The organism is Bradyrhizobium sp. SZCCHNRI1029, from assembly GCF_032487555.1.
Taxonomy (GTDB): domain Bacteria; phylum Pseudomonadota; class Alphaproteobacteria; order Rhizobiales; family Xanthobacteraceae; genus Bradyrhizobium.
Map to the genome: position 1 here is coordinate 14,126 of NZ_JAUEUK010000011.1, position 24,962 is coordinate 39,087.

Here is a 24,962-nt window from a genome sequence, read left to right on the forward strand (position 1 = left end):
TGGCGTAGACAGCGCTCCGCCATGGCGACGTGACAAACGTTAACAGGGCTGTGCTAATGACCAGCAGATTGGAACGAAGTCGCAATGTCTGATCCTTTAGATTTCCGTTATGACGTTTGAGATCGTCCAGGTCGTTCAAGAGATAAGCAATGCCGGCGGCGTGGAAACCGTCGCTATCGAGCTGGCGCGCGTTTTCGGCCGGAATGGTTTATCGAACATCGTGCTCGCGAGCACCGTCGCGGACAATCTCGAACACACGATCAGAGTCGAGCGCGTTGCGCCATGGCTGGCGCGGATTCCGACTCGCGGACTGTTCCGGCACATCGGCCGCGCCATTGTCGTGCCGCTGTTCACGCTGGCCGCGACACGGGCGCTGGCGCGTCACCCCGACGCCGTCGTCATCAGCCACGGCGACAGCCTCAAGGGTGACGTGCTGATCGTGCATGCCGTCAATGCGCAGAGCATCGCCGAGAAACGCGCCGCCGGCAGCTGGCGCTGGATGCTCAACCCGATGCATCTGTGGGTCGCGCTGCGCGACCGGTTCATGATCGGAGGCCTGCGGTATCGGGCGTTCGTGGCGGTGTCCTCCCGCGTCACCGCGGAGCTGCAGCGCTTCTTCCGCGTGCCGGCCGCCCGCATCCACGTCATCTCCAACGGCATTGATCTCGCGCGCTTCAAGCGCGACGCCGTCGGCGGCCAGGCGATCCGGCGTGAGTTCGGCATCCCGGAGAACGCGCGCCTGCTGCTGTTCGTCGGCCACGAATTCAACCGCAAGGGACTGGCGCATGCGATCGGCGCGCTCGATCGGCTCGGCAACGACTTCTGGCTGCTGGTCGTCGGCTCGGACAATCCCGCGCCCTACCGCAGACTGACGCGCAACGCCCAGCAACGACTGATCTTCGCCGGCCCACGCTCGGACCTGCCGGCGCTGTACTCGGCGGCCGATGCCTTCGTGCTCCCCACGAGCTACGAGACCTTCTCGCTGGTCTGCATGGAGGCCATGGCCTGCGGGGTGCCGGTGTTCGCAACGCCGGTCGGCGGCATCGAGGACTATCTGCGCGACGGCGTCAACGGCTTCCGCATTTCAGCAGACGCCGACGACATCGCGGCCAAGCTCGCGGCCGTCTTCGCCGACCCCGCACTGATGCGCCGGCTGCAGGACGGCGCCCAGGCCACCGCGCAGATCTATGGCTGGGACCAGATCGGGCTGCAATACATCGAACTGCTCAAGCAGATCGATGCCGCCAAGCGCCAGTCCGGCCGCGCAGCGATGGCGCTGCCGGTGAAGGCCTAGCTAATTCGTCTGCAGCCGCTGTGGGCGGGCGAGGCCGGATGCGGTTCTCGACTGATGCGCCGCACGGCATGCCGTTTCAATCGCCGCTGCGACCGCATCATAGGTGAAGCGCCGGAGCACGTTCGCGCGGGCCGCCTCACTGCGAACGGCGAGCTCCGCCCGCCGACCGCTGAGCTCATCGATGAGCCGACACAGGCTGCCGGGATCCTGCTCCGGCACGATCCAGCCGCCGTCGCCGACGACATCCGGAATCGCTCCGCAGGTCGATCCGATCACCGGGATGGCGCAGGCCTGGGCCTCGATGATCACGCGGCCGAACTGCTCGCGCACCGCGTCCGTGGTTCGCGTCAGCAGTAGCAATGCGTCCAGGCCGCGCAGAAAAGCCGCGACCGCAGCGGGTGAAGCCCAGCCCTGGATGGTGACGCGCCCGCCCAAACCAAGTTCGGCCACGCGCCGGCGCAGATGCGGCTCGTGCGGACCTTCGCCCATGATGCTCAGCGTCGCCGCCGACTTGCTGCGCGCGAGCGCTTCGAGCGCATCGTCGAGGCCCTTCTCGACCACCAGCCGGCCGACATAGCCGAGCCGCAGCGGCGAGCCGGCCGTCGCATTCGATCGATCACCCGCCGGCATGAAGGTCGCGAGATCGACACCATAGCCGATCGGCGTCACCGGACCCGTGTAGCCGCACGCCCTCACGACCTCAGTCGCATCGGGACTGCGCGACAGGATGTGGGCGGTGCGGCCGAGGACGAATTTGCGGATCGCCTCGAATGGTGGCGGCAGCCGTTTCAGGATGTTCTGGTCGACCTCGAGCACGAGCGCCGCACGGCCGCGCAGCATCTGCGCCTGCAGCGCGACGATGCTCCAGGGCTCTTCCCAAAGGTGAATCACGTCGGGATCGAGCTCGCGCAGCAGGCGGCGCAGCGCCGGATAGAAGTGCAGGTACCATTTCATCGGACCCGCGTCCGGGAGTCGGATCGGGAGCCGATGGATGGGAAAGGCTTCGTTGGAGTGAGCCGCGGTGATGGTGCGGCCGAATTCCTTCCACACCTCGGGCGTCACGAGATGCAGATCGACGTCGGGCCGGGACGCGAGATGGCGGTAGCGCAGCCGGCCGGCCTCGCTGCTGGTGGCCGGATGCGCAATCGAGACGATTCGCAAGCGCCCCCTGCTAGACACGGCCCATCACCTTCGCTGCAGTCCCGCTGAAGCCCGTGAGATGCAGCTCCATCGCCGCAAGCGTACGATGCGCGCCATTCATGGTGTTGCGCGGAATCGAGAACGCATCCTGCCCTGCTTTGACAAGGCCCTTGCGCGTGGTCGCGGCACTGGCGAATCCGGCCTGCCGCGCCAGCGCAAAGTCCCGCGGTCCGCAATCGGCGGCGCGCCCGTAAGGAAATGCGAAGTGCCGGACGTCGATGCCGAGCCGCTCGTTCAATCGCAGCCGCGCGCCGGCCAGCTCGCAAAGGGCGTCTTCGGAAGACAGCGACGAGATGCGCGCATGCGAGACGGTGTGGGCTCCGATCTCGATGAGCGGATCCGCCGCCAGCACTTCCAACATCTCCCAGGAGATCGCATGTTTCCAATGCATCGCCTCGATGTCGATGGCGTTGGCGGCACAGAACGCGGCGTAACGATCCGCCGCCTGCGGGCCATCCCAGCGCGAGGCGATCTGCGCGAACACCGCGCGGCGCTGCTCGGCGCTCGACAGCGCGATCCGCTCATCGTCGACCCTGACATGGTCCCTGTGCAGCAGCGCATCCTCCAAGCCGGCGGCCCACAGCGGCAACGTGCCTTCGGGAATGCCGGTCGTCACGAACAGCGTCACCGGCACCTTGTGCCTGCGGAACACCGGCACAAGCAGATCGAACGTATCGCGGTAGCAGTCGTCGATCGAGAAGTTGACGTAGCGGCCGGACGGTTCGGCGCTTGCCGTCCGGCGCAGCGCCTCGCTGATCGTCACGACATCCCAACCCTGGTCGAGGACATAGCCGAGGAAGCGATCGAGAAAGTCGGCATCGACGTAGAAGTCGCGATTGGGCAGACGCTCCCACTGCTCTGCCGGCGCGGTGCGATGGAACGTCAAACAGCAGCCGCGCGGGCCGAGCACACGATCGATCGCTTTGGCGACGGGAAGGACGAAGGCGCCGGATGCCATCATCGCTTTGGCAGCAGCGAGGGCCAGTAGGGTCAACTCAGCTCTCCCTTCATCCTGAACGTACGACGAACATGACGGAGCGCCGTGCCCACCACGGCCGGCAGCAGGATGCCGATCGCGAAGGCCAGGCAGAGCAGATACGCCAATCCGCCGGCGAACAGGCGCGGCAGCAGGCCCGGCACGGAGGTCTGAATCATCATGCCGAGCACGACCATCAATGCGGTCGGCAGCAGGGCCAGGCCGATCACGAGCAGGAGCTTTCGCGCATCGCCGAGCACGAACACCACGCCCGACAGCAGCACGAGGCTGCGGATCGCTTCGCCAACGCCGAGCAACTGCATGCCGGCCGCCGGCGACGGATCGAACAGCGGCATCAGCAGGTTGAAGCCCATGTTGGCGAGATAGGCCGAGACGATGATGACCGCAGCGACGCCGTTGCGCCCCGCGCCATTGAGCAGACGGATCAGGATCCAGCCGAGGGTCGCGGCCCAGACGCCGCAGGCGATGCCCTTGAGCGCATGCGAGGTCAGCAGCAGGGCCTCGTCGCCGAACGCGCCGCGGAAATAGATCAGGCGGACGATGTCGGTCGAGAAGACCAGCAGGAACGCCGAGGCCGGCAAGGTCAGCGCGAGCAGCGGCCGCAGCAGCGCCTCGGTCTGCGCACGCGGATCGCGTGGGGCATGCTGCGACAGCACCGCCATGCCGAGCGGTTGGCTGATCAGCAGCAGCGCGCTCTCGGTCAGCGAGCGCGCGTAGTCCAGCGACGCGACGGCGCCGGTCGTCAGCCGCGATGCCGTGAAGCGCTCGATCCAGACATTGCCCTGCTCGGCCAACGGCAACGCCAGCAGGACGCGCAGCCGGCGGAAGAATTCGATACCCTTGTCGATCACCATGCCGGCGGTCAGGCCGGAGACGCTCAGCGCGCCCTCGCGCCACAGCGTGAACAGACCCCAGGCGGCGAGGCCATTGAAGGCGACGGTGAAGGCGCAGGCGAGCATGTAAGCGTCGCCGGTCAGCACCAGCAGGCCGATGCCGCCGATCACCGCGACGTTGAGCAGGCTGGCACGGACATTGGTCAGCCGCGTGCGGCCGAGCGCGATCTCGCCGGCGGCAAGCACATTGAGCACCGCCGACGCCGGCATGCCGAACGCCATCATGCGCACGAAGTGCAAGGTCAGCTCGCGCCCCTCCGCCGAGAAGCCGCCGACGACGGCGTTCACCCAGAGCTCACCGAGCAGCAGGATGATCGCGGTCACCAGGCTCGAGACGACGGCAATGACGATCGTCAGCGCACCGAGGCTACGCGCGGCATCCGGCCGCTGCAGCGCCTCGCGATGCATCGGGATCATGATCGCCGGCACGCTCTCGTTCTGCAGGAACGCAAGCGGGATGAGCACGGCCGCCATGGCGGCCCGGAATCCGTCGGCGATGAGCGAGGCGCCGAGCACATGCGCCATCAACACCTCGCGGCCGAAGCCGAGCATCTTGCTCGCCAGCGCACCGCTGATCAGCAGCGCACTGAAGCGCTTGAGCGAAGGACCGGAGGCGCTCATGCGGCATCCTCCGACACGGCCGGCGGCCCTTTCCATCGCGCAGGGACTTGTCCGTCCTCGAGCAGTTTCGACCACGACGGCACCGGCGCGAGAATGGCGAACGGCGGATCGCAGTCCGCGACGAGATCGACCATACGCCGCTCGGAGGACGGGGCAGGTGTGACGATCGTGCTCACACCGCCGCTCCCGCACCGACATTGCGGATCAGCAGCCCGATCGAGTCCAGCATGCGTGCAAGACTGTAATGGGTGCGCGCGCGGCGCGACGCGTAGTCGAGCTGGGGCGCGAGGAACTCGGGTTGAGCCAGCACCGCGTCCAGAGCCTCGGACAGCGCACGCGCGTCACCAGGCGGCACGAGCAGGCCGGCCCGGCCATGTTCGAGGATGTCCGGCGCAGCGCCAGCGTCAGTGGCGATCACCGGCACGCCGGCGAGCATCGCTTCGACCAGGGTGCGGCCGAACGGCTCGGGATCGATCGACGGATGCACCATCGCGTCCACCGCCTGCATCAGCAGCGGCACGTCGCTGCGATGCCCAAGGAAGTGAACGCGATCGCCGAGGCAAAGCTCCGCGACCAGCCGTCTCAGCTCAGCCGCGTAGTCCTGCTCGCCGAACAACGCGTCGCCAACGATGATACCGTGCACGTCCGGCAATTCGGCCAGCGCCTCGATCAGAACGTGCTGCCCCTTCCACCGCGCGAGCCGGCTGAACACGCCGACCAGCGGTCCCGACGGCAGGCCGAGCCGTTGCCTCAGCTCCTCGCGCGACACGGGTACGGGTTCGACGGCGAGACCATTGGGCACGACCTCGACGAGAGAGCGTCGACCTCCGGCCTCGATGAAGGCGGCTGCGGCAGCTTCGGAGGGGACGACGACCTTCGCCGCGAAGCGGTTGGCGAGAAAGATCTGCATGCGACGCTGCAGCGCGCCGAAATGAGCCGGGCTGATGATGTCGTGCAGATGCCAGATCAACGGCCGCCGTGCCGCGATGTTGGCGATGGCCGACAGGACAAAGGCCTTCTGCGAATTGGCATAGAGGACGTCATGCTTGCGTGCGACATGCGCGAGCTCCGCGGTGATCGCCGCGAGTCTGCCGAACAGCGGCAGCGCCTCGAGCCACGAACTGTCACGTCTGAACTGCCCCAGGCCGTGGCCCCAGCGCGACGTGACGACCGACATCCCGCGCTCAGCCAGCACCTGGCCGAGCGGGCCCGGCTCGAACAGGAACACCGACGAATCCTTGCGGCCCTGGACGACATCGAGCAGGATCAACTCGGCGCCGCCGATCTGCCCGGTGTGATCGACGAACAGGACACGCTCGGTCGACATCACCCGGCTCCGGCGTAGGCCGCCACGGGCGCGGTCTGGACCACAGGCGCGCTGCGGTGCTCGACGTCGGTCATGGTGACGACGATGCCGACATCGCGGGCTCCGAGTGCCCTGCTCCTGTTCACCGTCGCGACCGCCGGCTCGATCAACGACCGGTCACTGCGCACGCAGACGATCGCCCAGTCCGTACCGGCAAGGAAGTCGTTCCGTTGCGACGGCAATGGTGTGTCGACGATCACGGCATCATAGCCATCGAGATCAGCGAGGAGACGGTCGAGGCTGATCGCGTCGAGAATGTCGCCGACCGGACCGGTCGCCTCACCAACCGGCAGCACGTCGAGCGAGGGATGCGCGGTGGGCAGAACCATGTCCCGGAGCGGCGTCCCGCGCTCCAGCGCGCCGAGCCATCCGGGGCTTGCCGGCAGCGCCATGATCTCTGCAAAGGCGGGATGCGAGACGTCGCACTCGACGACCAGCACGCGCCAGCCTGCGGCCGCGAGGTGCTCTGCCAGCGCACAGGTCGTGGTCGTCTTGCCATCTGCTGCATCGGGAGAGGTCACAACGATGCGCTGCGATCGGGCGGACCGCTTCAAACCGAGTTCGTGGACGAGATCATGCAGCGTGTGCTGAAAATCAGTGTCCTCGGAGGCGAGGCGCAAGACGCGCGGGATCGCCAGCGGTTGGTGGCTTTGCAGGATCGCGCCGAGCGCCGACATCTCACGCAGGCTCTTCAGGCGCGGCAGGCAGGCCAGGATCGAAACGTCGGCGACGCTCGGGAGATGGGACCTTCGTTCAGGCGCTGCCGGTGGCGTCGCCGCTTGCGGTCCGGTCACACGCTCGGCCAATTCAGGGACGATGGCCGGAGCTTCGTCGACAGCGGGCGCCTCGACCTGCTCGGCCGGCGCTTCCGGCGTGACGGGCACGGGCGGGCTGATCAGGCGCGCGCCGAGCCTGTCGGCGAGCAGCGCAGCGCCGACACCGAAGATCAACGCGAGCGTCATGCCGGCGGCGAGGAACGGGATCTTCTTCGGGAAGAACGGCTTGCTCGGCAGCTCAGCGAGGCTGACGAGACGCGTGCTGCCGCGCAGGACACGCCGTTCGGTCTCGAGCTCGCTCGCCTTCTTGTAGAGCTCGGCATATTGCTGCCGCTTGATCTCGGTGTCGCGCACCATGCTCTCGATGGAGGCCTCGTCCAGCGTGGCCGAGCCGGCCTCCGCCTTCGCCGTCTCCATCTGCTTCTTCAGCGAGTTCACCAGCGCGGTGTTGGCATCGTACGTCTTCTGCGCGCTCGCCGCGATGCTCTGCATCTCGGCGATCAGCCGCTGCTGGATGATCGCCTGCTCGCGCGTCAGCGCCAGGATCGAGGGGTGCTTCGGCCCGAGCACACCGGCCGCACTGGCGAGCTGCGCGCTCACGGTCGTCAGTTGCTGCTTGAGGTCGGCGATGGTGCGGCTCTGCAGCACCGACGGGGCGTCGGTCGGCCCGCGCTCCTGCTCCGACTTGATCTCCTGCAGCCGCGCCGCGGCGTCGGCGCGCGCGGCCTCCGCCTGCGACAGCTGCTGGCCGATGCTGGTCAGCCGCTCCGAGGAGATCGGCGCATTGGCGCCACGCATCAGGCCCTTGGTGCGGCGGAACTTCTGGATCTTGTCGTCGGCCTCGCGCAGTTGCTGGTCGAGCTGCTTCAATTCCTTCCAGAGCCAGGAGCTCGCGACCTCGCGGCTGTTGGCGCCTTCGGTGCGCTGGTCCTCGAGAAAGGTCTGCGTCAACGCGTTGGCGAGCGTCTTCGCAGCCTCGGGACTGCTCGACTGATAGGAGATGTTGATGACGCGCGAGCGGCCGGCCGAAGCAACGCTGAAGCGACTGTCGACGTGATCGATGAACGCGCCCGGATCGGTCTTGAGGCGCTGGCACGCATCGCCCGAACCCATGAGACGGCCGCGCTCGCATTCGCCGACCACGGCGTCGACCACGCCGGGCGACGACATGATCTGACGCAGCAGGCGCGGCGAGCGAATAACCAGGAGCTGGCTTTCCATGTCGGCGGGATCGCCGATCTTCTGCGCCCACGCCGCCGAGGTGTTGGCACCCGGCTCCTGCTCGGCGATGATCACGGAAGCGGTGGCGAGATAGCGCACCGGCAGCAGCACGAGCGCGGCCACGGCAAGCGCGAGAACGGCGCCGGCCACGATGGCGAACACGCCGCGGCGGCGCCAGATCCGGGCGACGGCGTCAATGCCGGACAAGGCCTCGCCGAGAGCCGCCTGCCTCATGATCTGCACCCGTACCACATCCAATATTACGCAATCAGCCGCGTCGCGCGGCCCTGATGTCCCGCACGGAAACTGTCGATCTCCTCGTTGACCGCCGCGACGAACTGGCTGCGGAAACGCTCGGCCGAGAAGAAGCTGGCGCGCTGGCGGCAGTCGAGCCGCGAGATCGATTTCTCCTTGGCCACGAACGATCGCACGCAGGCCGCGATCGCCTCGGGCTCGGGCGAGCCGAAGAACATGCCGGTCGGCCGCGGCCCCGTGGTGAGGATCGACTCGCGTGCACCGCCGCGGCCGAGCGCCAGCACCGGTGCGCCTTCGGACTGCGCCTCGACCGGGATGATGCCGAAATCCTCTTCCGCCGCAAACACGAAGGCGCGGGCGGTGGTCATGAGGTCACGCAGCTGCTTGTCGGGCACGAAGCCGGCGAACTTGACGTTCGGCCCCGCGATCGACTTCAGCCGCGCGGCTTCCGGACCGTCGCCGGCCACGACCAGCTCGAGGTCCGGCATGGTGTTGAAGGCGCGCACGATCGGCTCGATGCGCTTGTAGGGCACGAGCCGGCTCGCGGCGAGGAAGTGGTTGCCGACGGGCAGGATCGCATCGCGCTGCGCGATGGTCACCGGCGGATAGATCACCTTGGCGTCGCGGCCGTAGATCTTCTTGATGCGGCGGGCGACGAACTGCGAATTGGTGAAGATGGCGTCGGGACCGTGCGCGGTGCGCGCATCCCAGATCCGCATCTTGTGCAACAAGGCGCGAGCGATCAGGCCCTTGACGCCGGTGGCGTAGCCGCTCTCCTGCAGATACTGGTGCTGCAGATCCCAGGCATAGCGCATCGGCGAATGCACATAGGCGATGTGCAGCTGCTCCGGCCCGGTCAGAACGCCCTTCGCCACCGCGCAGCTGGAGGAGATCACCAGGTCGTAGCTCGACAGATCGAGCTGCTCGATCGCGAGCGGCATCAGCGGCAGATAGGAGCGGTGATACTTCCGCAAGAGCGGCATCTTCTGCAGGAAGCTGGTGTGCGACTTCTCGAATCCCAGCTTGGCGCGGTCCTCGGGACGCAGCAGGTCGAACAGCGTGAAGACGTCGGCGCCGGGATAGCAGCGCAGGATCTCCTGAAGGACCTTCTCGGCGCCGCCAAGAACGTAAAGCCAATCGTGGACGATCGCGACGCGCACCGCACTCTCCCAATTCCCGGGGTATTTAATAAAACCCTTAAGGGAGGCGTTCACGCGCACAAACCCAATCCTAAACTTCTAGTTAATCGCCCTTGTCGTCCGACCCGTCGAATCCGCTGCTATCAGGTAAGGATCGATTAAGGATATGCCAGCCGCATTGCGTCTCATGCCGCGACATGGTGTGCCGGACCAGAACGCGAAACGAGGCCATGGTCCCGCTTCGGCACACTCCGCACCATAGGCCGCCTTGCTTAACAGGCCCTTGCGGATCGCAACGCCCGCGCGAATGCAGCCAAGCATGGCGACGGCCGCGACGACGCGCCGCGGCCTGATCGTTAGCGCATTCCGCCGCACGCGAACGTGATCGCGCGCCGCCTCAGCCGGCGATGGCGAGCTGCTCGATCGCGTATCCGTGGCGGATGGCGCGGTTCAGCACGGGATCGACCAGCTCGAAGTCGAAGCGGTCGGCGGGGCGGATGCCGCCCCTGGCGGCAAAGGTGCCGCCGAACATCGCGGTGCCCTCGGGCAGGCCGGCCTCGCCGTAGCGGCGCGCGATCAGGTCGAAAGGCGCCAGCATGCCGCTCAGCGCGCCCTCCTGGTACAGCACGCGCTCGCCGCCAATGGTCGCGAACGCGCGCAGCGTCAGCCGGTCCCAATGCGCGGCGACGTCGTCGACCAGCCACAGCTCGGGGGCCACCGGCTTGTCGCACATCTGCTTGGACACGGTGATGTTGTAGGTCTCGACCTTGCGGTCGGTATGATCGGAGCCGACGCCGACCAGCAGCCTTCCGCCCGCTTGCACCAGCACGAACTCGACCTCGCCGGAGGAGTCGCCGCCGCTGACCTCGATGCTGTCCGACGTCGTCAGGCGGCTGGCCGCGACCTCGTAATAGATCGGCGTCGTCGCGGGCCTGGCAATGCCGAGCTCTTCCAGTTCGGCGATGTGCTTGTCGCGGGCGACCGGATCGCGCCCGGTCCAGCCGGCGATGACGAGGCGGCTCAGCGTGATCCGCTGCCGCGTCGCCGCACCATCCGCGTGAACCAGGAAATCGATCGTCGCACCGCTCATCGTCTCATTGCCTCTTGCTGACCAGCCCGCCGCTTAGCCGTCCGGCCGCACGCTGGCAAGGCGCCCGGCCGTTCACTCCTGCTCGGCCTTCTCCGCTTCGTGATCCTCCTTGAGATGCCGCTTGCGGATCTGGTGGGTCGTGAACCAGATCAGCGCGATCGCGACCGGCACGAAGGCGGCGGTAGCCAGCGTCGGCTCGACCGGCAAGCCGGTGTCATGCGCGCCCTTGGCGAGATAGCCGAACAGGCTGACGACGTAATAGCCGATCGCGGCCACCGACAGCCCCTCGACCGTGCTCTGCAGGCGCAGCTGCAGCTTGGTGCGCTCGTTCATCGAGCGCAGGAGATCGCGGTTCTGCTGCTCCAGCTCGACATTGACGCGGGTGCGCAGCAAATCGGCGGCGCGCGCCAGCTTGAGCGACAGGTTCGACTGCCGTCCCTCCAGCGCGTTGCAGGTGCGCATCGCCGGCGCGGTGCGCCGCGCCAGGAACGACGACCAGCTCGAATACGGCGCGACCGGCTCGCCCTCGATCACCGCCAGACGGGCCTGCACCAGGTCGTAATAGGCGCGGCTGGCGCCGAACCGGAACAGGCTGCCGGTGGCGCCGCGCTCCAGCAGCGCCTCGAGCTCGGTCAGCTCGCGCAGCAGGTGGTTGTTGAGCTTGAACGACTGCGCGCCCTGCATCTCCGCCAGCACCTCGACCAGCCGCCGCTCGATGCGGTCGACGTCCGGCGCCAGCGCCAGCGCCGCCGGCAGGCCGAGCAGCGCCAAAGTGCGGTAGGTCTCGAGCTCCAGCACGCGCTGCACCAGCGCCCCGAGCCGCTCCGGGGTCGGGCCGTCGGCGCAGACCAGGATGCGGGTGAAGCCGTCGTCGTCGAGACGGAAGTCGGAGGCGACCGCGCCGGCGCTGCCCTTGATCGTCACGATGGCTAGGCTGCTCTTGTCGAAGATCTCCTCCGCGCGCGCCACCGGATCGGCCGCATTCTCGACCTCGAGCTTGACCGCGACCAGCAGCTCGCCGGCCTGCGGCAGCGCCGCGATCAGCGCCTGCAGCTCGGGCGCAATGGCCCCGAAGCGGCGCGGGCCTGAGTCCGCGGGCGGGCTCCAGATCCAGGTGAGGGTGGCGAATTCCGAATGCTGCTCGAAGCGCAGCCTGACAGGGCCGAGATCGACCTGGTGATGCTTGACGCCCGGCTCCGGCGGCGGCGCACCGCGCTGCGCGCAAAACGCGGCGAGGCTGGCGCGGTCGGTCGTGGCGCTGTCGCCTTTCGCCATGAAGGCGAAGCGGATCACCAGCACCGGCTGCGTCAGCGGCGTGAACGGCCGCGCATGCACCTCGTTCAGCACGCTCTCGCGCAGGGCATGCGGCGTGAAGGCGGACTTGTCGAGCGACGTCATCGGGAGAGTCCGCGCGTGAGAGCGACACCTGACGCAGACGATCGCGCTGCGCCTGAATTGATCACCCCCGTCATGCCGTGCATCCCCCTGACTTCCATTGTCGTCCGGCCGGCCAACGCGCCGGCAGCGTGTGACACCAGTGTAGCGCAATTCGATGACGGCGCCACGGCTGCGGCGACATTGTGCGCGCTGGCGGCTCTCTCAGCGCCACGGCAAGTCGATCATGATGCACGCAGACACACCAACACCTCCCGCGGCGCGATCGCGCCCGAGATTGCTCTCATCAAAACCCTCCGGAAATGCCGAGGGCGCAGGGAAGGCCGGACCTCGACTGAGGCCCGTGGCCCCCGTGCGGAAAAATTGCACGGGGCAGGAACCACAGGTTCAGCCGGACAGACCCGGCCCTCCCTGCGCGATGGGTTTAACGTCTGCTCCGAGCTCTCCCCGGGGACCGGCTTGTTTGCCCCCGTCGCCTGATGACACGTCATGTCATCCAGACTTGGCGCCAGCATCGGGGCGCCAGGACCACACGGCTTGAACGTCCGCGAGCTGCTAATCGTCCAGCGCATCAGCACCTGACAACACTCGCGGCCACCGCTCCCCGCCTCAACGTATCGTGACGACGCGTACGCCCCTCTGCATGAGGACGGGATGCAGGGAGTAGAGCATGATTTCGGAAAAATAGCAAGGAAGAATTTTGACGAGATGGGCTGGCCGAGGATGATGCGGGGCGACCGCATTTCGGGAAGATCGTGCCTGTCTCTTTCCTCATCGTCATGGCCGAGCTCGTCCCGGCCATCCTCGTCGTTCGTCGGGGAGAGACGTGGATGCCCGGAACAAGCCCGGCATGACGGGCAACCGATCTGCGCGCTTCAGCGTCGCAACGACCCATTTCGTTGCGAGCAATGGCGCCGATATAGTTGGGCTTGACCAAGCCACGCCAATTGCCGATCGGCACTGCACGATCAACCGCAGCGCCCCGCATGCCAGACGCCGCCGGAGGTTGGCTCTGATACGTGAATGCGTGCCAGGTGAAAGCCCCGGGTTCCGCAGCCCCGATCCGCGACCCATGCAATTGTCACGGTGGGCGTGGTAGATCATAACAGATTGGCCCTTTGCCATCGCTCGATGGTCCCTCGCCCATCAGATCCCATTTGCATCAAAGCCCTCACAGGACTCCCATGACAACCCTCTCCTCGATCGTTGCGCGCGGTGTCGCGCTGGTTGGCAATGCGGCGCTGCAGTGGCGCAAATTGCAGGGGGAGACGCCGCAGCCGGCCTGGGGCGCGCAGCCGCAGATTCCCCTGGCGAAGCCGCAGGGCCTGCTGCCGACCTTGAAGATGCCGACGGCGCGCGGCTGGCGCGACGGCGAAAAGCCGGTGGCGGCGGCGGGGCTGAAGGTGAATGCGTTCGCCACCGGGCTCGATCATCCGCGCTGGATCTATGTGATGCCGGACAAGTCGGTGCTGATCGCCGAGGCGACGCAGATTCCGAGCCCGGTGCGCAACATGTTCGGCTATGCGATGCAGGCGACGATGCGCCGCGCCGCAGCGCTGGGCGTCAGCGCCAACCGCATCACAAGGCTGGTCGATGCCGACGGCGACGGAAAGGCCGAGCGCCGCAACGCCTTCATGGAGAATCTCAGCCAGCCGTTCGGCATGGCGCTGGTCCGCGACACCTTCTATGTCGGCAACACCGACGGCATCGTCGCCTTCCCGTACAGCGCGGGCGCCGAGCGCATCACCGCGCAGGGCAAGCGTCTCACCACGTTCAAGCCGGGCGGACACTGGACGCGCAGCCTGCTGGTCAGCCCCGACGGCAGCAAGGTCTATGCCGGCGTCGGCTCGCTCACCAACATCGCCGAACTTGGCTTCGAGGTCGAGGAGGGCCGCGCCTGCATCTATGAGCTGGACATCGCAAGCGGCGCGAGCCGCATCTTCGCATCAGGCCTGCGCAATGCGGTGGGGCTGGCGTTCGAGCCGTCGACAAAGGTGCTGTGGACCGTCGTCAACGAGCGCGACGGGCTCGGCGACGAGACGCCGCCGGATTACCTCACCTCGGTGCGCGAGGGCGGCTTCTATGGCTGGCCCTATTGCTACTGGGGCAGGACGGTCGACGACCGCGTGCCGCAGGATCCGGCCCTGGTCGCGACCGCGCTGACGCCGGACTACGCGCTCGGCGGCCACACCGCCTCGCTCGGCCTGTGCTGGCTGCCCGCGGGCACCCTGCCCGGCTTCCCCCAGGGCATGGTGATCGGCCAGCACGGCTCGTGGAACCGCAGCAAGCTGTCCGGCTACAAGGTCGTGTTCATTCCGTTCGAGAACGGCCGGCCGTCGGGCCCGGCGCGCGAAATCCTCTCCGGCTTCCTGGCGCCGGACGAGAGCTTCTCCTATGGCCGGCCGGTCGGCGTGACGCTCGGCCCGGACGGCTCGCTGCTGGTGGCCGACGACGTCGGCAACTGCATCTGGCGCGTGACGGGCGCGTGAGGCAGCAGGCTGCGACGATCGAGGCGGCGCGCGGCCTCGATCGTGCCTGCAACTGTCATCTTCAATCGTGGCCGTAGTACTGGCGGTTGCAGTAGCGGCGGCCGGCTTCGTGCTTGGCCGCGCGCTGGGCCGGGGTGGCGTTTGCCGGCATCAGGAAGTTGCCGCTCGCGAACAGTTGCAGGCAGTTGATGTAGTTCTTGTTTCCCAGCCATTCCCAGCCGGCAGACGCCGGCGATGTCGATGCGGATGCGAGCAGGCCCGCGCCGGCGACGATGGCGGCGGCGAAAAGACGAATGCTGGAAGTCATGACCTTGTCCCTCGTTGCTTGCGGCTGCCCCTGCAGCCCATGCGAGGATCATGACGGTCAGGGCGCGCTGCTTCCGTGATGATCCGCACAGAGAGGGGTGATGCCGCATGAACGGCGCCGCGGCGCTCGGCCGCGGAACAAGCATCACGCCCGCGACGTTGTCCGGCACAGCGACAGGAGAGTTTCATGGCCGACAACGTCAATCCCGAGCAGAAGCAGCCGGGCGAGCATCACGAAGGCAAGTTCCACTACAATCCAGGCAACCAGGCCGGCAAGACGGTCGAGGTCGGCAAGCCGGAGAACGAGCAGGTCAACAACAAGGACCGCATCGAGAACCGCGAGAAACCGCAGTCGCGGTGAGGCGGACACCATTTTAGTTTTTCGTCATGCCCGGGCTTGACCCGGGCATCCATCTTCTGAAGCACCGAGGAGATGGATGGCCGGGTCAAGCCCGGCCATGACGGCGGAGAGAGGGCGGCCCGCCCTACTCCTCCAGCAGAAACGCCAGCGCCTCGTCGCACGGCGCTTCCACCTTCAGCGACAAGAGGTCATCCGCGCGGGTGCGGCCGAGATTGACGGCGGCGATGGGGATGTTGCGGTCCGCGGCGGCGCGGACGAAGCGGAAGCCGGAATAGACCATCAGCGAGGTGCCGACGACGAGCATGGCGTCGGCCTGCTCGACATGCTCGCGCGCGGTGGCGACGACCTCGCGCGGGACGGTTTCGCCGAAGAACACGACGTCGGGCTTGAGGATGCCGCCGCAGGCGCGACAGGCCGGCACATTGAAGTCCGCGAAATCGACGCCGTCGAGATCGGCATCGCCATCGGGCGCGGCGGCCGCATCATGCGCCAGCCAGCGCGGATTGGCGCCGGCCAGTTCGTCCTGAAAGTCGGCCCGCGACAGCACGGCGCCGCATCCCAGGCAGCGGACGCGATCGAGCCGGCCGTGCAGATCGATGACGTTGCTGGTCCCGGCGGCCTGGTGCAGCCGGTCGACATTCTGCGTCACCAGCAGCGAGCTCTTGCCCTGCGCCTCCAGCCGCGCCAGCGCATGATGCGCGCCGTTCGGCTGGGCGCGGCCGAACCGCCGCCAGCCGACCATGCTGCGCGCCCAATAGCGGCGGCGCGTATCGTCGCTGCCGACGAAGGCCTGATAGGTCACCGGCGGCGTGCGCTTCCACTGCCCGTCGGTGTCGCGATAGTCGGGAATGCCGGAGTTGGTGCTGCAGCCGGCGCCGGTGAGCACGACGATGCGGTGGTGATTATCGAGAAAGGATTTCAGCGCGGTGGGATCGGCCATGGCGCAGATGTAGTCGCCGGAACCGGCCTGCGCCAGTCCGCCACACCCCGGCCGGATCGCATGAACCATTGCGCGCGCCCGGTCTTATCCCGGCGGAAGGACCTGCCATGACACCACGCAACGGGCATGATCGCGGATTGTGGCCGCTCGACGCGGACGAACGGGATGGCGAGCCAATCGATGACGAGCGCGACCTCGCGACCGGCGAGGGCGGCACCATCGAGGTGCCGCTGACCGACGAGGACATCGCCAACGACGATTGACCGCGCTCAGGATTCCGGCGGCACCGTCGCCAGCCAGTGCCGGGCGATGTCGGCGCGCGGCGCGATCCACGCCGCGCCGTTGCCTGTGATGTGATTGAGGATGCGGTCGAGCGCGCCGATCCGGCCGGGGCGGCCGATCATGCGCAGATGCAGCCCGATCGACAGCATCTTCGGCGCCGTCGCGCCCTCGCGCACCAGCCAGTCGAAGGCGTCGATGACGTAGTCGGCGAAGTCCGCGCCGCGGAAGCGCGAGCCGTTGAAGAACTGCATGTCGTTGCTGTCGAAGGCGTAGGGCAGCACCAGATGCGGGCGGCCGGCGACGGCGACATAATACGGCAGGTCGTCATTGTAGGCGTCGCTGTCGTAGAGGAAGCCGCCTTGCTCAACCAGTAGCCGCCGCGTGTTGGGCGAGCTCGCCGATCGCGTGTGCCATCCCAGCGGCGGCCTGCCGGTGACGCGCTGGATCGTCTCCACCGTGCGCGCGATCACGCGGCGCTCCTCGGTCTCGCCCATACCGGCGTGGCTCTGCCAGCGCCAGCCGTGCGCAGAGACCTCATGGTCGCGCGCCACGGCATCGCGGGCGAGCTCCGGCGAGCGCTCCACCGCGCGGCCGCAGGCGCTGACGGTGACCTTGACGTTGTGGGCGTCGAACAGGTCCATGATGCGCCACCACGCCGCCCGCGTGCCGTATTCGAAATGGCTGTCGATGCAGGGGTCGGGGCCGTCGAGCCGGTGCACGACCTCGTAGATCGCCTCGTTGCTCGTATCGCCGTCGCACACCGAGAATTCCGAGCCCTCCTCGAAATTCACCACCAGCGACACCGCGACGCGTGCGTCGTGGGGCCAACGCGGATGCGGCGGCCTGCCGGCATAGCCCCTGAGATCGCGGCGGAAGGCAGGCTGTGAGGTCATCGTGTCAATCCGCGGTTCCGGCCATGCGGTGCAGGCCGACCAGGCGATCGCTGATCAGCAGCAGCACCAGGGTGCCGGCAAGAATGAGGGTGGAGAGCGCGGCCAACGTCGGATCGGGCGCCTCCTCGATATATTGCAGCATGCGGATCGGCAGCGTCTTGGAGCGGACGTCGGTGAGGAAGATCGAGACCGGATAATTGTCGAACGAGGCCAGCAGGCTGAACAGACCTGCGATCAGGAAGGACGGCGCCAGCGCCGGCACCATCACCCTGATCACGCTGCCGGCATAGGTGCAGCCGAGCGTGCGCGCCGCCTCGATCAAGGTGAAGTCGAAGCGGGAGAGCCCGGCGATCATGGTGCGCGCGACGTAAGGCAGCGTGACCACGAGATGCGCCACCAGCAGCGCGCTCCAGGTCGCGGTGAAGCCGACCATGCGGAAATATTGCAGCAGCGCGATGCCGAGCACGAGGCCGGGCATCATCAGGGGCGACACCAGCAGCGTGCCCAGCGCGGTGGCGCCGGGCAGCCTGCCGCGCGCGATGGCGATGGCGGCGAGCGTGCCGGCGACCAGCGACAGCGCGGTCGACAGCACGGCGATCTGCAGCGACAGCGACAGCGACGGCCAGAAGCCGTCGAGCCGGCCGATGCGGCCATACCAGCGCAGCGATGCGCCCGACAGCGGCAGGTCGAACACCGGCGTCGGCGAGAAGCTGGCCGCGGCGATCACGACCAGCGGCAGCAGCAGGAACAATGCGAGCCCGATCGCGAGCACCCAGCAGACGATGATGGCAAGCCGCGACATCATTTGGGCTCCCGCGACAGCGTCGCGCTGAGCGCGACGACGATGACGGCGATCGCCAGCAGCACCACGCCCGCGGCGGCGCCGAAGCCGGGCTCGCGCGCCAACAGATAGGCCTTGGCGATGGTGGTGGCGAGCGTCGGATATTTCTCGCCGATGAGCAGCGTCGGCACCACATAGGCCGACACCGACAGCGAGAACACCAGCGCCACGCCGGCGATGATGCCGGGCAGGGTCAGCGGCAGGATGACACGGAAGAACACGACGAACGGCGAGGCGCCGAGCGTCGCCGCGGCTTCCGCATAGCGGCCGTCGAGCTGCGCCACGACCGCGTAGATCGGCAGCACCATGAACGGCAGGAAGATGTTCACGGCGCCTACGATCAGCGCGGTCTGGGTGAAGATCATGCGAATCGGATCCTCGATGATCCCCAGCGCGATCAGCACCGTGTTGATGAGGCCGTCGCTGCGCAGCAGGATGGTCCAGGCGAAAGCCTTGACGATGACGGAGGCGGCGAGCGGCAGGAACAAGGTCGCCAGCAGGATCGAGCGCAGTGGTCCGCGCGCACGCGCCAGCGCGAACGCCGCGGGATAGGAGATGAGGAAGGCGATCAGGGTCGTCAGCAGGCCGAGCCGCAGCGAGTTCCAGATGATTCCGAGATAATAGGGCGTGCCGAGCAACCGGACGTAATGCGCCGAGGTGACGCCGCCCTTGGGGTCGAGCACGCTGACGCCGAGGAGCAGGGCCAGCGGCAGCACGAACACCAGCGCGATGATCAGCAGCGATGGCGCGACGAAGCCGAAGGCGGCGAGCCTTTCGCGATCCGGCGCGGGCTTGACGATCGGTGCTGATAGCACGGCGTCGGTCATGGTCAGGTCTCGGCGGCGAAGGCGAAGGTTTCGGCGACGGGCCAGGCGAAGCGGACCTCGTCATGCACGCGCGGCAGCTCGGCCTCGCGGCCCGAGAGCTCGGCGAGCAGGCTCGCGCCAGCGCCGGCATCGACGTCCACCAGGGTCCGCGAGCCCTGGAACACGACCGACCGAACTCGGCCGGCCGCGGAGTTGGCACCGTCACCAGCGCCCAGCCGCAACTGCTCCGGCCGCGTCGCCACGATCACCGAGGCGCCCGGCTGGAACGCGCCGCGCGCCGACAGGCGGCCGACCGGCGTCACCACCTCCACGGTGCCGTCCTGCGCGCCGACCACCTGGCCGGCGATGCGCGTCGACAGCCCGACGAAGTTGAGCGCGAACAGGCTGGCCGGCCGGGCATACAGCTCGCGCGGCGCGGCGAGCTGCTCGATGCGGCCCTTGTTCATGACCGCGACCCGGTCCGACATCGTCAGCGCCTCGTCCTGGTCATGAGTGACGAAGATCGCGGTCGCCTTGACCTCCTGCAGCAGGCGGCGCAGCTCGACCTGCATCTCCTCGCGCAGCTTGCGATCGAGGGCCGACAGCGCCTCGTCGAACAGCAGCACGTCCGGCTCGACCGCGATCGCCCGCGCCAGCGCGACGCGCTGCTGCTGGCCGCCCGACAGCGCCGAGATGCGGCGGCCGCCGAGATGGCTGAGCTTGACCAGCGCGAGCGCGCGCTCGACCGCGCGGTCGGTCTCGGCCTTGGGCGTGCCGCGCACCTTCAGTCCGAAGGCGACGTTGCCGGCGACGGTGAGATGCGGAAACAGCGCATAGCTCTGGAACACGACGCCGACATTGCGCCGGTGCGGCGGCACATGGGTGACGTCGCGCCCGGCGAGCGCGATCGTCCCGGTGTCGGGCGGCGCGAGGCCGGCGATCGCACGCAGCAAGGTGGTCTTGCCGCAGCCGGATGGGCCGAGCAGGGTCACCAGCTCGCCGCGGCGGATCGTGAGATCGACGCGATCGAGCACGGTCGCCGCGCCAAACCGCTTCGAGACCCCGCTGATGACGAGATGCGGAGCGGCGCTCATGTCATCTCCTTGCTCCAGCGATCGACCCAGCCGGCGCGGTTCTTCGCGATGAAGGCCCAGTCGGGCGCGAACAATGTCGCGGGATCGGGATAACCGGCCGGCAGCGGCGTGGCCTGATTGGTCGGCGCGATGAACGCCGTCTTGGCGAGGATGCTCTGCGCCTCCGGGCTGAGATAGAAGTCGATCGCGGCGTCGGCGAGGTCGCCGGCCGGCGCGCCGCTCACCTTGGCGATGCCCGACGGCATCGAGAAGCCGCCATCCCTCGGGATTGCGAGATCGACCGGCGAGCCGTCCGCTTTCCGGATCAGCGTGTAGGCCGAGAACTGGCCGCCGATCATCCAGGCCTCGCCCTGCTCCAGCAGATTGATGGCCTGCGGTGCGTTGGTATAGACGTTCAGCAGATTGGCCTTCAGGCTCTTGATCTTCTTGAAGCCGGCGTCGATTTCGTACTGCGCCTCCTTGTAGGGCTTGCCGGTCTCGAGATGCGCGGCGGCGAGCAGCGTCCAGAACCCTTCGGTGTTGGACAGCGACGGCACGACGATCTTGGAGTCGTATTTCGCGTCCCACAGCTCGGCCCAACTGACGGGCGGCGTCTTCATGCGCCTGGTGGAATAGGCGATGCCCACCCACGGCTTCTGGTAATTGGCCCACATGCCGTCCTGGTGCACGGCGTCGTCGACCAGCTTTACGAGATTGGGAATCGCCGACGCCGACATCTTGGTGATCAGCCCTTCGGCCGCGGCCGGCAGCATCACCGGGTCGTCCATGATCACCACCGAGATCTTCGGGCTCGCCTTGTCGGCCTGCATCTTCTGCAGATTGGTCAGCGAGTTGGTGCCCTCATAGAGCACCTTGCAGTCGAGCTTCTTCTCCAGCACCGGAAACAGGTCGGAGTTGAAATATTTGGCGGCGCCGGCCGGGCCGCCGATCACGATCTCTTTCGGGGCGGCGCGCACCAGGGCTGGCGCGGCGAGCGTGGCGGCGAAGGCCGCACTGGTCTTCAGAAGGCTGCGTCGGGAGAAGGGGTGCATGACGAGGATCCCGTGTGAGCTGTCGCGTGGCGTGTCACCCGCGATCAGCAAGCGCCGTGCCAAATGTGCACATTCTTGATTCATCAATGAGATCAGCGTTCCGGGCTATGTCTCGATCCGCAGCGCGCCCGGCCGCGGACAGAATGTGCACATTTTTTGGAGGTGACGTGCCGCGCCTTTGGGCCTAGCTAAAACCTCATGGCGATGCGAGCGCAGCGAATCGGGAAGGCCAATCCCGCCGAGGACGAGGCGGTGTACCAGGCCATCCTGCGCGCGCTGCTGGAGGGCAAGCTCAAGGCCGGCACCAAGCTCGCCGAGACGCCGCTCGCCGCGCTCTTCGGTGTCTCGCGCGAGCGCATCCGAAAAGTTCTTCACCGGCTCGGCGCCGAGCGGCGGCTGGAGATGATCCCGAACCGTGGCGCGCGGGTGCCGCGGCCGACGCTCGATGATATCAGACGGGTTTATGAGGCACATCGCGTACTCGAGGCCGGCGTGCTCAGCCAGCTGGTGCTGCGGGTCGATGATCTCCTGCTCGCACGGCTCGATGCGCATCTGGCCGAGGAGCGCGCCGCCGCGCAGCGCGGCGATCGCGCGACGTCGGTGCGGCTGTCTGGCGCCTTCCACGTCCATCTCGTCGACTCCATCGGCAATCCCGAGCTGTCGCGCATGCTCGCCGATCTGCTCAGCCGCTCCTCGGTGATGGTGTCGGTATACGAGCCGGCGGCGCAGTCGATCTGCGCGGTCGACGAGCACGGCGCGATCGTCGACGCGCTGCGCGACCGCGACCTGCTGCGCGCGATCGCGGTGTCGCGAGAGCACTTCCTGCATGTCGAGGGCCGGCTGCGGCTCGACGACGATGCGGCGACGCCGTCTCAGGATCTCGCCGCCGTGTTCGCCGGACGGCGGCCGCTGCGCGGCAAGCTGCGGTCGGCTTAGTCGGACCGGCCACGTTACTTCGTCGTCAGCGCCGTCACCGGATGCCAATGATGATCCGCCCGCGTGCCTGCCAGGGGCCTGCAGCGCGTGATCATGACCTCGGCGGCGCGATCGCCGGGCTTGAGCGCGAGGACTGCTTCAAACGCCGCGATGGCTGCCTCGAAGTGCTGCGCGCGATAGTCCTGAAGTCCGCACGCGTAGTGTGCGATCCAGCGCACGTCCTGCGCGGCGACATTCTCCGCAAGCCCGACCAGCTCGTGGACGCGCAGGCCCTCTTCGCGGCCATAGACGGCGATGCGGTCGATCTCGCGGGTGAGAAACGCATCGCCCGCCAGCCGCGCGGTGCCCTCGCCGATCAGGATATCGGTGCCGTAGCTCTTGTTGGCGCCCTCCAGCCGGCTCGCGACGTTCACGGCATCGCCGATCACCGTATAGTTGAGACGCACCTCGGAGCCGATGTTGCCGACCAGCATGGGGCCGGAGTTGATGCCGATGCGGATGGCGAGCGGCCGGCCGTCATCGTCGCACAGGCCGCTGGCCTCCACCGCGTCTCGGCACGCCAGCGCGGCGCGGCAGCACAGAACCGCATGATCCGGCTGCGCGGCCGGCGCGCCCCAGAACGCCATCACCGCATCGCCGATGAACTTGTCGATGGTGCCGCCGTGGTCGACGATGACGGTCGAGATCAGGTCGAGATAGCACGACAGCAGCGGCACGACACGGTCGCCCATGCGCTCCGACAACCCGGTGAAGCCGGCGATGTCGATGAACATCACGCTGAGCTCCTGGACATGGCCGCCCGGCCTGGCGTCGACGCCCTGCCGCAGCAATTGCCGGACGAGATCAGCGGGAATGAACTTGCCGAATGACGACAGCCCGCCGGCCATGTCATGAATGGCGGCGGACAGGCTCGCGATCTCGCGAAGCCGCGAGGGATGACGTCGCACCTGCTCGAGCGCGAAGGCCTCGACGTGACGCAGTTCGGCCACCACACGCCCGAGCGGGGCGGCGATGACGGCACGCGCCAGCGCGGCGGAGGCCAGCGCCGCGAGCACGGCGCCGATGCCGAGACCGATGATCACGCGCCGCAGCGCCGCGTCGACCGGACCGAGAAACTCCGCTTCCGGAATCACCGTGACCAGCGACCAGCCGGGAAACGGCAGCGCCGTGCGCGCGACCTCGAAGGCGCCGTCGCCCGATAGCACGCGCCCGCGCCAGGCCTCGTCGCCTTCGCGCGAGGACCGCATCGCCTGCTGCGCGATCGGCAGCAGCGGCTGGCGGCCCTGCCCGGCATTGACCTCGTCGGCGGTCTCGTCGGGCGCCGCGACCACGCCGCCATCAAGCGCCAGGATGAAGGCGCTGCCGGTGCGGCCGACCTGAAGCTGGGCGAGAAAGCGCGAGATGCGCGCGTGCTCGATGATGATGGCGAGCACGCCCTGCCGCTCCTGATAGACATCGATCGGGCCGGCCAGCGCGATCGCCGGGCGGTCTCCGCTCGGATGATGATCGACGCTGAACCAGCGCGGTTCGTCCGCAGCGAGGCTCTCCTTGAACCAGGGCTGGTCGGCGACCTTGAAACGGGTCGGCTCGAAGCGGCGTGTCGCGAACTCGATGTCGCCGGGCACGACGTCGTATTCATCGACGCGGCGCTGGCCGGGATGATCGGTCAGGGAGATCTCCATCATCTCCAGGCGCCGGTCGCCGAGCTTGTGGGCGGCGAAGAACGAGCCGTCCGGCCAGCCGAACGCCGCCGATGAGATCGTCGCCTGCGACTGCAGCTGCGACAGGAACACGAATTCGCGCTTGTCCGCCTCGCGGGTGTCGAGCACGTTCTGCAGGAACAGCGTGCGGATGGCGGTGTGCGCGGCGCGCGCCTCGCTGACGATCGCGCTCACCTCCTTGCGCACGGCGCTCGCGATCTGCGCGTTGATGGTGCTCGCGAGCTGACGGCTGATCGCCTCCGAGGTGCGCCACCACAACAGACTCGAGGCAAGGGCCGTCAGCAGGATCGCGGTCAGCACCAGGGCCGACACGGCGAAGCGGATGCTGACGGTCAACCGCTCGTCGGCGGCGCCTCGGCGCGGCACTCGGCTCTTTGCGCTCGCCATCATCGCAGGTGGATCTCCGATCGGACCGAGCGGCGCGCGGGGCGGCGCGCGACCGGGAGCCGCCAGACTGCGCTCCGATGGCGTGAGCCGCCAATGCCGGCCGGCTAAGTCGATGATGCCTGCAAAGCATTGGCACTTCGAGTCGGCTTGCGCTCGACTAGGGCAGCTCCCAAGCACGCAATACCGCTCACAGGGTCGTGAGCGGAGTCGCCGCGTAACATTGTCGTGGCGGCGGGCGAAGGAGAGATGCGCGTCGCCAAGCGAGCGACGCAGAACACGAGAGGAATCGTCATGTCCGCCAAGAGAACCGTCACCACGCTGGCGCTCGCCGGCGCCGTCAGCACCGCGCTCGCAAGCCTCGCAATGGCCGGGCCACTGACCAAGGCCGAAGCGGAAGCCGCAATGGCCGCCAAGAAGGAGAAATGCTTCGGCGTTGCCCTGAAGGGCCAGAACGATTGCGCCGCCGGTCCCGGCACGACCTGCCAGGGTACCTCAACGATCGACTTCCAGGGCAACGCGTGGAAATTCGTCCAGGGCGGCACCTGCACCAGCATCGACGTCCCCGGCGGCCGCAAGGGCTCGCTCAAGCCGATCTGATCGCTCTCGTTCACCCCAAGCGGAAAGCGGA

General features: G+C 67.7%; 23 protein-coding genes. 6 read left to right on the forward strand and 17 right to left on the reverse strand.

Features of this window, described 5'->3' with window-relative positions:
* The first annotated feature begins 109 nt into the window (after nt 1-109).
* Nucleotides 110-1,294, forward strand: coding sequence for a glycosyltransferase family 4 protein (locus tag QW861_RS27055; RefSeq protein WP_315750703.1), 1,185 nt, complete (start codon nt 110-112; stop codon nt 1,292-1,294).
* On the opposite strand, the gene QW861_RS27060 is transcribed toward QW861_RS27055, so the two are convergent.
* The 9 genes from QW861_RS27060 to QW861_RS27100 form a co-directional block, all read right to left on the reverse strand.
* Nucleotides 1,295-2,473, reverse strand: a complete 1,179-nt coding sequence (locus QW861_RS27060; RefSeq protein ID WP_315750701.1) for a glycosyltransferase — start codon at nt 2,471-2,473, stop codon at nt 1,295-1,297.
* Nucleotides 2,466-3,488, reverse strand: coding sequence for a polysaccharide deacetylase family protein (locus QW861_RS27065; RefSeq protein ID WP_315750699.1), 1,023 nt, complete (start codon nt 3,486-3,488; stop codon nt 2,466-2,468). Before QW861_RS27065 ends, QW861_RS27060 begins: the two co-directional genes overlap by 8 nt.
* Nucleotides 3,485-5,005, reverse strand: coding sequence for a lipid II flippase MurJ (locus QW861_RS27070; protein ID WP_315750697.1), 1,521 nt, complete (start codon nt 5,003-5,005; stop codon nt 3,485-3,487). The genes QW861_RS27065 and QW861_RS27070 overlap by 4 nt, the downstream gene beginning before the upstream one ends.
* A complete protein-coding gene (locus QW861_RS27075) occupies nt 5,002-5,181 on the reverse strand; it encodes a hypothetical protein (protein WP_315750695.1) in 180 nt (59 codons plus the stop codon). The genes QW861_RS27070 and QW861_RS27075 overlap by 4 nt, the downstream gene beginning before the upstream one ends.
* On the reverse strand, nt 5,178-6,335 hold the full coding sequence (locus QW861_RS27080) for a glycosyltransferase family 4 protein (protein ID WP_315750693.1): 1,158 nt from the start codon (nt 6,333-6,335) through the stop codon (nt 5,178-5,180). The genes QW861_RS27075 and QW861_RS27080 overlap by 4 nt, the downstream gene beginning before the upstream one ends.
* On the reverse strand, nt 6,332-8,602 hold the full coding sequence (locus QW861_RS27085; RefSeq protein ID WP_315750691.1) for an exopolysaccharide transport family protein: 2,271 nt from the start codon (nt 8,600-8,602) through the stop codon (nt 6,332-6,334). The genes QW861_RS27080 and QW861_RS27085 overlap by 4 nt, the downstream gene beginning before the upstream one ends.
* A gap of 26 nt (nt 8,603-8,628) precedes the next feature.
* A complete protein-coding gene (locus tag QW861_RS27090) occupies nt 8,629-9,783 on the reverse strand; it encodes a glycosyltransferase (RefSeq protein WP_315750689.1) in 1,155 nt (384 codons plus the stop codon).
* A 376-nt stretch (nt 9,784-10,159) separates the two neighbouring features.
* Nucleotides 10,160-10,852: a DUF2848 domain-containing protein gene (locus QW861_RS27095; RefSeq protein WP_315750688.1), complete on the reverse strand. Its 693-nt coding sequence runs from the start codon at nt 10,850-10,852 to the stop codon at nt 10,160-10,162.
* A 72-nt stretch (nt 10,853-10,924) separates the two neighbouring features.
* Nucleotides 10,925-12,250 (reverse strand): DUF3422 domain-containing protein, encoded by a 1,326-nt coding sequence (locus QW861_RS27100; RefSeq protein ID WP_315750686.1) that lies wholly within the window; start codon nt 12,248-12,250, stop codon nt 10,925-10,927.
* A gap of 1,181 nt (nt 12,251-13,431) precedes the next feature.
* Here QW861_RS27100 and QW861_RS27105 point away from each other — a divergent pair.
* Nucleotides 13,432-14,736 carry a sorbosone dehydrogenase family protein gene (locus QW861_RS27105; RefSeq protein ID WP_315750684.1) on the forward strand — a complete coding sequence of 435 codons (1,305 nt, stop codon included), beginning with the start codon at nt 13,432-13,434 and terminating at the stop codon, nt 14,734-14,736.
* A gap of 61 nt (nt 14,737-14,797) precedes the next feature.
* Here the strand turns inward: QW861_RS27105 and QW861_RS27110 are convergent, their stop codons facing one another.
* Nucleotides 14,798-15,043, reverse strand: a complete 246-nt coding sequence (locus QW861_RS27110; protein ID WP_315750682.1) for a hypothetical protein — start codon at nt 15,041-15,043, stop codon at nt 14,798-14,800.
* Between the two features lie 186 nt (nt 15,044-15,229).
* Here QW861_RS27110 and QW861_RS27115 point away from each other — a divergent pair, with 186 nt between their 5' ends.
* The gene (locus tag QW861_RS27115; protein WP_315715975.1) at nt 15,230-15,403 is read left to right on the forward strand and encodes a hypothetical protein; all 174 of its coding nucleotides are present in this window, start codon (nt 15,230-15,232) and stop codon (nt 15,401-15,403) included.
* A gap of 124 nt (nt 15,404-15,527) precedes the next feature.
* Here the strand turns inward: QW861_RS27115 and QW861_RS27120 are convergent, their stop codons facing one another.
* Nucleotides 15,528-16,343 carry an NAD-dependent protein deacetylase gene (locus QW861_RS27120; protein WP_315716187.1) on the reverse strand — a complete coding sequence of 272 codons (816 nt, stop codon included), beginning with the start codon at nt 16,341-16,343 and terminating at the stop codon, nt 15,528-15,530.
* Nucleotides 16,344-16,450: 107 nt separating this feature from the next.
* Here QW861_RS27120 and QW861_RS27125 point away from each other — a divergent pair, with 107 nt between their 5' ends.
* Nucleotides 16,451-16,606, forward strand: coding sequence for a hypothetical protein (locus tag QW861_RS27125; RefSeq protein ID WP_315715974.1), 156 nt, complete (start codon nt 16,451-16,453; stop codon nt 16,604-16,606).
* A gap of 6 nt (nt 16,607-16,612) precedes the next feature.
* Here the strand turns inward: QW861_RS27125 and QW861_RS27130 are convergent, their stop codons facing one another.
* The 5 genes from QW861_RS27130 to QW861_RS27150 are packed head-to-tail and all read right to left on the reverse strand — an operon-like array spanning nt 16,613 to nt 21,290.
* Complete coding sequence (locus tag QW861_RS27130; RefSeq protein WP_315750679.1) at nt 16,613-17,518, reverse strand: polysaccharide deacetylase family protein; 906 nt, start codon at nt 17,516-17,518, stop codon at nt 16,613-16,615.
* 4 nt (nt 17,519-17,522) lie between these two features.
* Nucleotides 17,523-18,323 (reverse strand): ABC transporter permease, encoded by an 801-nt coding sequence (locus QW861_RS27135; RefSeq protein WP_315750677.1) that lies wholly within the window; start codon nt 18,321-18,323, stop codon nt 17,523-17,525.
* The gene (locus QW861_RS27140; protein WP_315750674.1) at nt 18,320-19,186 is read right to left on the reverse strand and encodes an ABC transporter permease; all 867 of its coding nucleotides are present in this window, start codon (nt 19,184-19,186) and stop codon (nt 18,320-18,322) included. Before QW861_RS27140 ends, QW861_RS27135 begins: the two co-directional genes overlap by 4 nt.
* A 2-nt stretch (nt 19,187-19,188) precedes the next feature.
* Complete coding sequence (locus tag QW861_RS27145; protein WP_315750672.1) at nt 19,189-20,259, reverse strand: ABC transporter ATP-binding protein; 1,071 nt, start codon at nt 20,257-20,259, stop codon at nt 19,189-19,191.
* Entirely contained in the window at nt 20,256-21,290 is a 1,035-nt protein-coding gene (locus QW861_RS27150) for an extracellular solute-binding protein (protein WP_315750670.1), read from the reverse strand. The genes QW861_RS27145 and QW861_RS27150 overlap by 4 nt, the downstream gene beginning before the upstream one ends.
* Before the next feature lie 198 nt (nt 21,291-21,488).
* Here QW861_RS27150 and QW861_RS27155 point away from each other — a divergent pair, with 198 nt between their 5' ends.
* Nucleotides 21,489-22,226, forward strand: a complete 738-nt coding sequence (locus tag QW861_RS27155) for a GntR family transcriptional regulator (protein ID WP_315715968.1) — start codon at nt 21,489-21,491, stop codon at nt 22,224-22,226.
* A 14-nt stretch (nt 22,227-22,240) separates the two neighbouring features.
* Here QW861_RS27155 and QW861_RS27160 read toward each other — a convergent pair whose 3' ends face one another.
* On the reverse strand, nt 22,241-24,337 hold the full coding sequence (locus QW861_RS27160) for an adenylate/guanylate cyclase domain-containing protein (RefSeq protein WP_315750668.1): 2,097 nt from the start codon (nt 24,335-24,337) through the stop codon (nt 22,241-22,243).
* 288 nt (nt 24,338-24,625) lie between these two features.
* Between QW861_RS27160 and QW861_RS27165 the strand changes: the two genes are divergently transcribed.
* Complete coding sequence (locus QW861_RS27165; protein ID WP_315715966.1) at nt 24,626-24,931, forward strand: DUF2282 domain-containing protein; 306 nt, start codon at nt 24,626-24,628, stop codon at nt 24,929-24,931.
* The last annotated feature ends 31 nt before the right edge of the window (nt 24,932-24,962 follow it).

Excerpts from the sequence above, each read along its gene's own strand:
- QW861_RS27115 (WP_315715975.1), top strand. The coding sequence starts at position 15,230 with ATGGCCGACAACGTCAATCCCGAGCAGAAGCAGCCGGGCGAGCATCAC.
- QW861_RS27070 (WP_315750697.1), bottom strand. The coding sequence starts at position 5,005 with ATGAGCGCCTCCGGTCCTTCGCTCAAGCGCTTCAGTGCGCTGCTGATC.
- QW861_RS27105 (WP_315750684.1), top strand. The coding sequence starts at position 13,432 with ATGACAACCCTCTCCTCGATCGTTGCGCGCGGTGTCGCGCTGGTTGGC.
- QW861_RS27155 (WP_315715968.1), top strand. The coding sequence starts at position 21,489 with ATGGCGATGCGAGCGCAGCGAATCGGGAAGGCCAATCCCGCCGAGGAC.
- QW861_RS27150 (WP_315750670.1), bottom strand. The coding sequence starts at position 21,290 with ATGCACCCCTTCTCCCGACGCAGCCTTCTGAAGACCAGTGCGGCCTTC.
- QW861_RS27085 (WP_315750691.1), bottom strand. The coding sequence starts at position 8,602 with ATGAGGCAGGCGGCTCTCGGCGAGGCCTTGTCCGGCATTGACGCCGTC.
- QW861_RS27055 (WP_315750703.1), top strand. The coding sequence starts at position 110 with ATGACGTTTGAGATCGTCCAGGTCGTTCAAGAGATAAGCAATGCCGGC.
- QW861_RS27165 (WP_315715966.1), top strand. The coding sequence starts at position 24,626 with ATGTCCGCCAAGAGAACCGTCACCACGCTGGCGCTCGCCGGCGCCGTC.
- QW861_RS27135 (WP_315750677.1), bottom strand. The coding sequence starts at position 18,323 with ATGATGTCGCGGCTTGCCATCATCGTCTGCTGGGTGCTCGCGATCGGG.
- QW861_RS27160 (WP_315750668.1), bottom strand. The coding sequence starts at position 24,337 with ATGATGGCGAGCGCAAAGAGCCGAGTGCCGCGCCGAGGCGCCGCCGAC.
- QW861_RS27145 (WP_315750672.1), bottom strand. The coding sequence starts at position 20,259 with ATGAGCGCCGCTCCGCATCTCGTCATCAGCGGGGTCTCGAAGCGGTTT.
- QW861_RS27130 (WP_315750679.1), bottom strand. The coding sequence starts at position 17,518 with ATGACCTCACAGCCTGCCTTCCGCCGCGATCTCAGGGGCTATGCCGGC.
- QW861_RS27100 (WP_315750686.1), bottom strand. The coding sequence starts at position 12,250 with ATGACGTCGCTCGACAAGTCCGCCTTCACGCCGCATGCCCTGCGCGAG.
- QW861_RS27095 (WP_315750688.1), bottom strand. The coding sequence starts at position 10,852 with ATGAGCGGTGCGACGATCGATTTCCTGGTTCACGCGGATGGTGCGGCG.
- QW861_RS27110 (WP_315750682.1), bottom strand. The coding sequence starts at position 15,043 with ATGACTTCCAGCATTCGTCTTTTCGCCGCCGCCATCGTCGCCGGCGCG.
- QW861_RS27125 (WP_315715974.1), top strand. The coding sequence starts at position 16,451 with ATGACACCACGCAACGGGCATGATCGCGGATTGTGGCCGCTCGACGCG.
- QW861_RS27120 (WP_315716187.1), bottom strand. The coding sequence starts at position 16,343 with ATGGCCGATCCCACCGCGCTGAAATCCTTTCTCGATAATCACCACCGC.
- QW861_RS27140 (WP_315750674.1), bottom strand. The coding sequence starts at position 19,186 with ATGACCGACGCCGTGCTATCAGCACCGATCGTCAAGCCCGCGCCGGAT.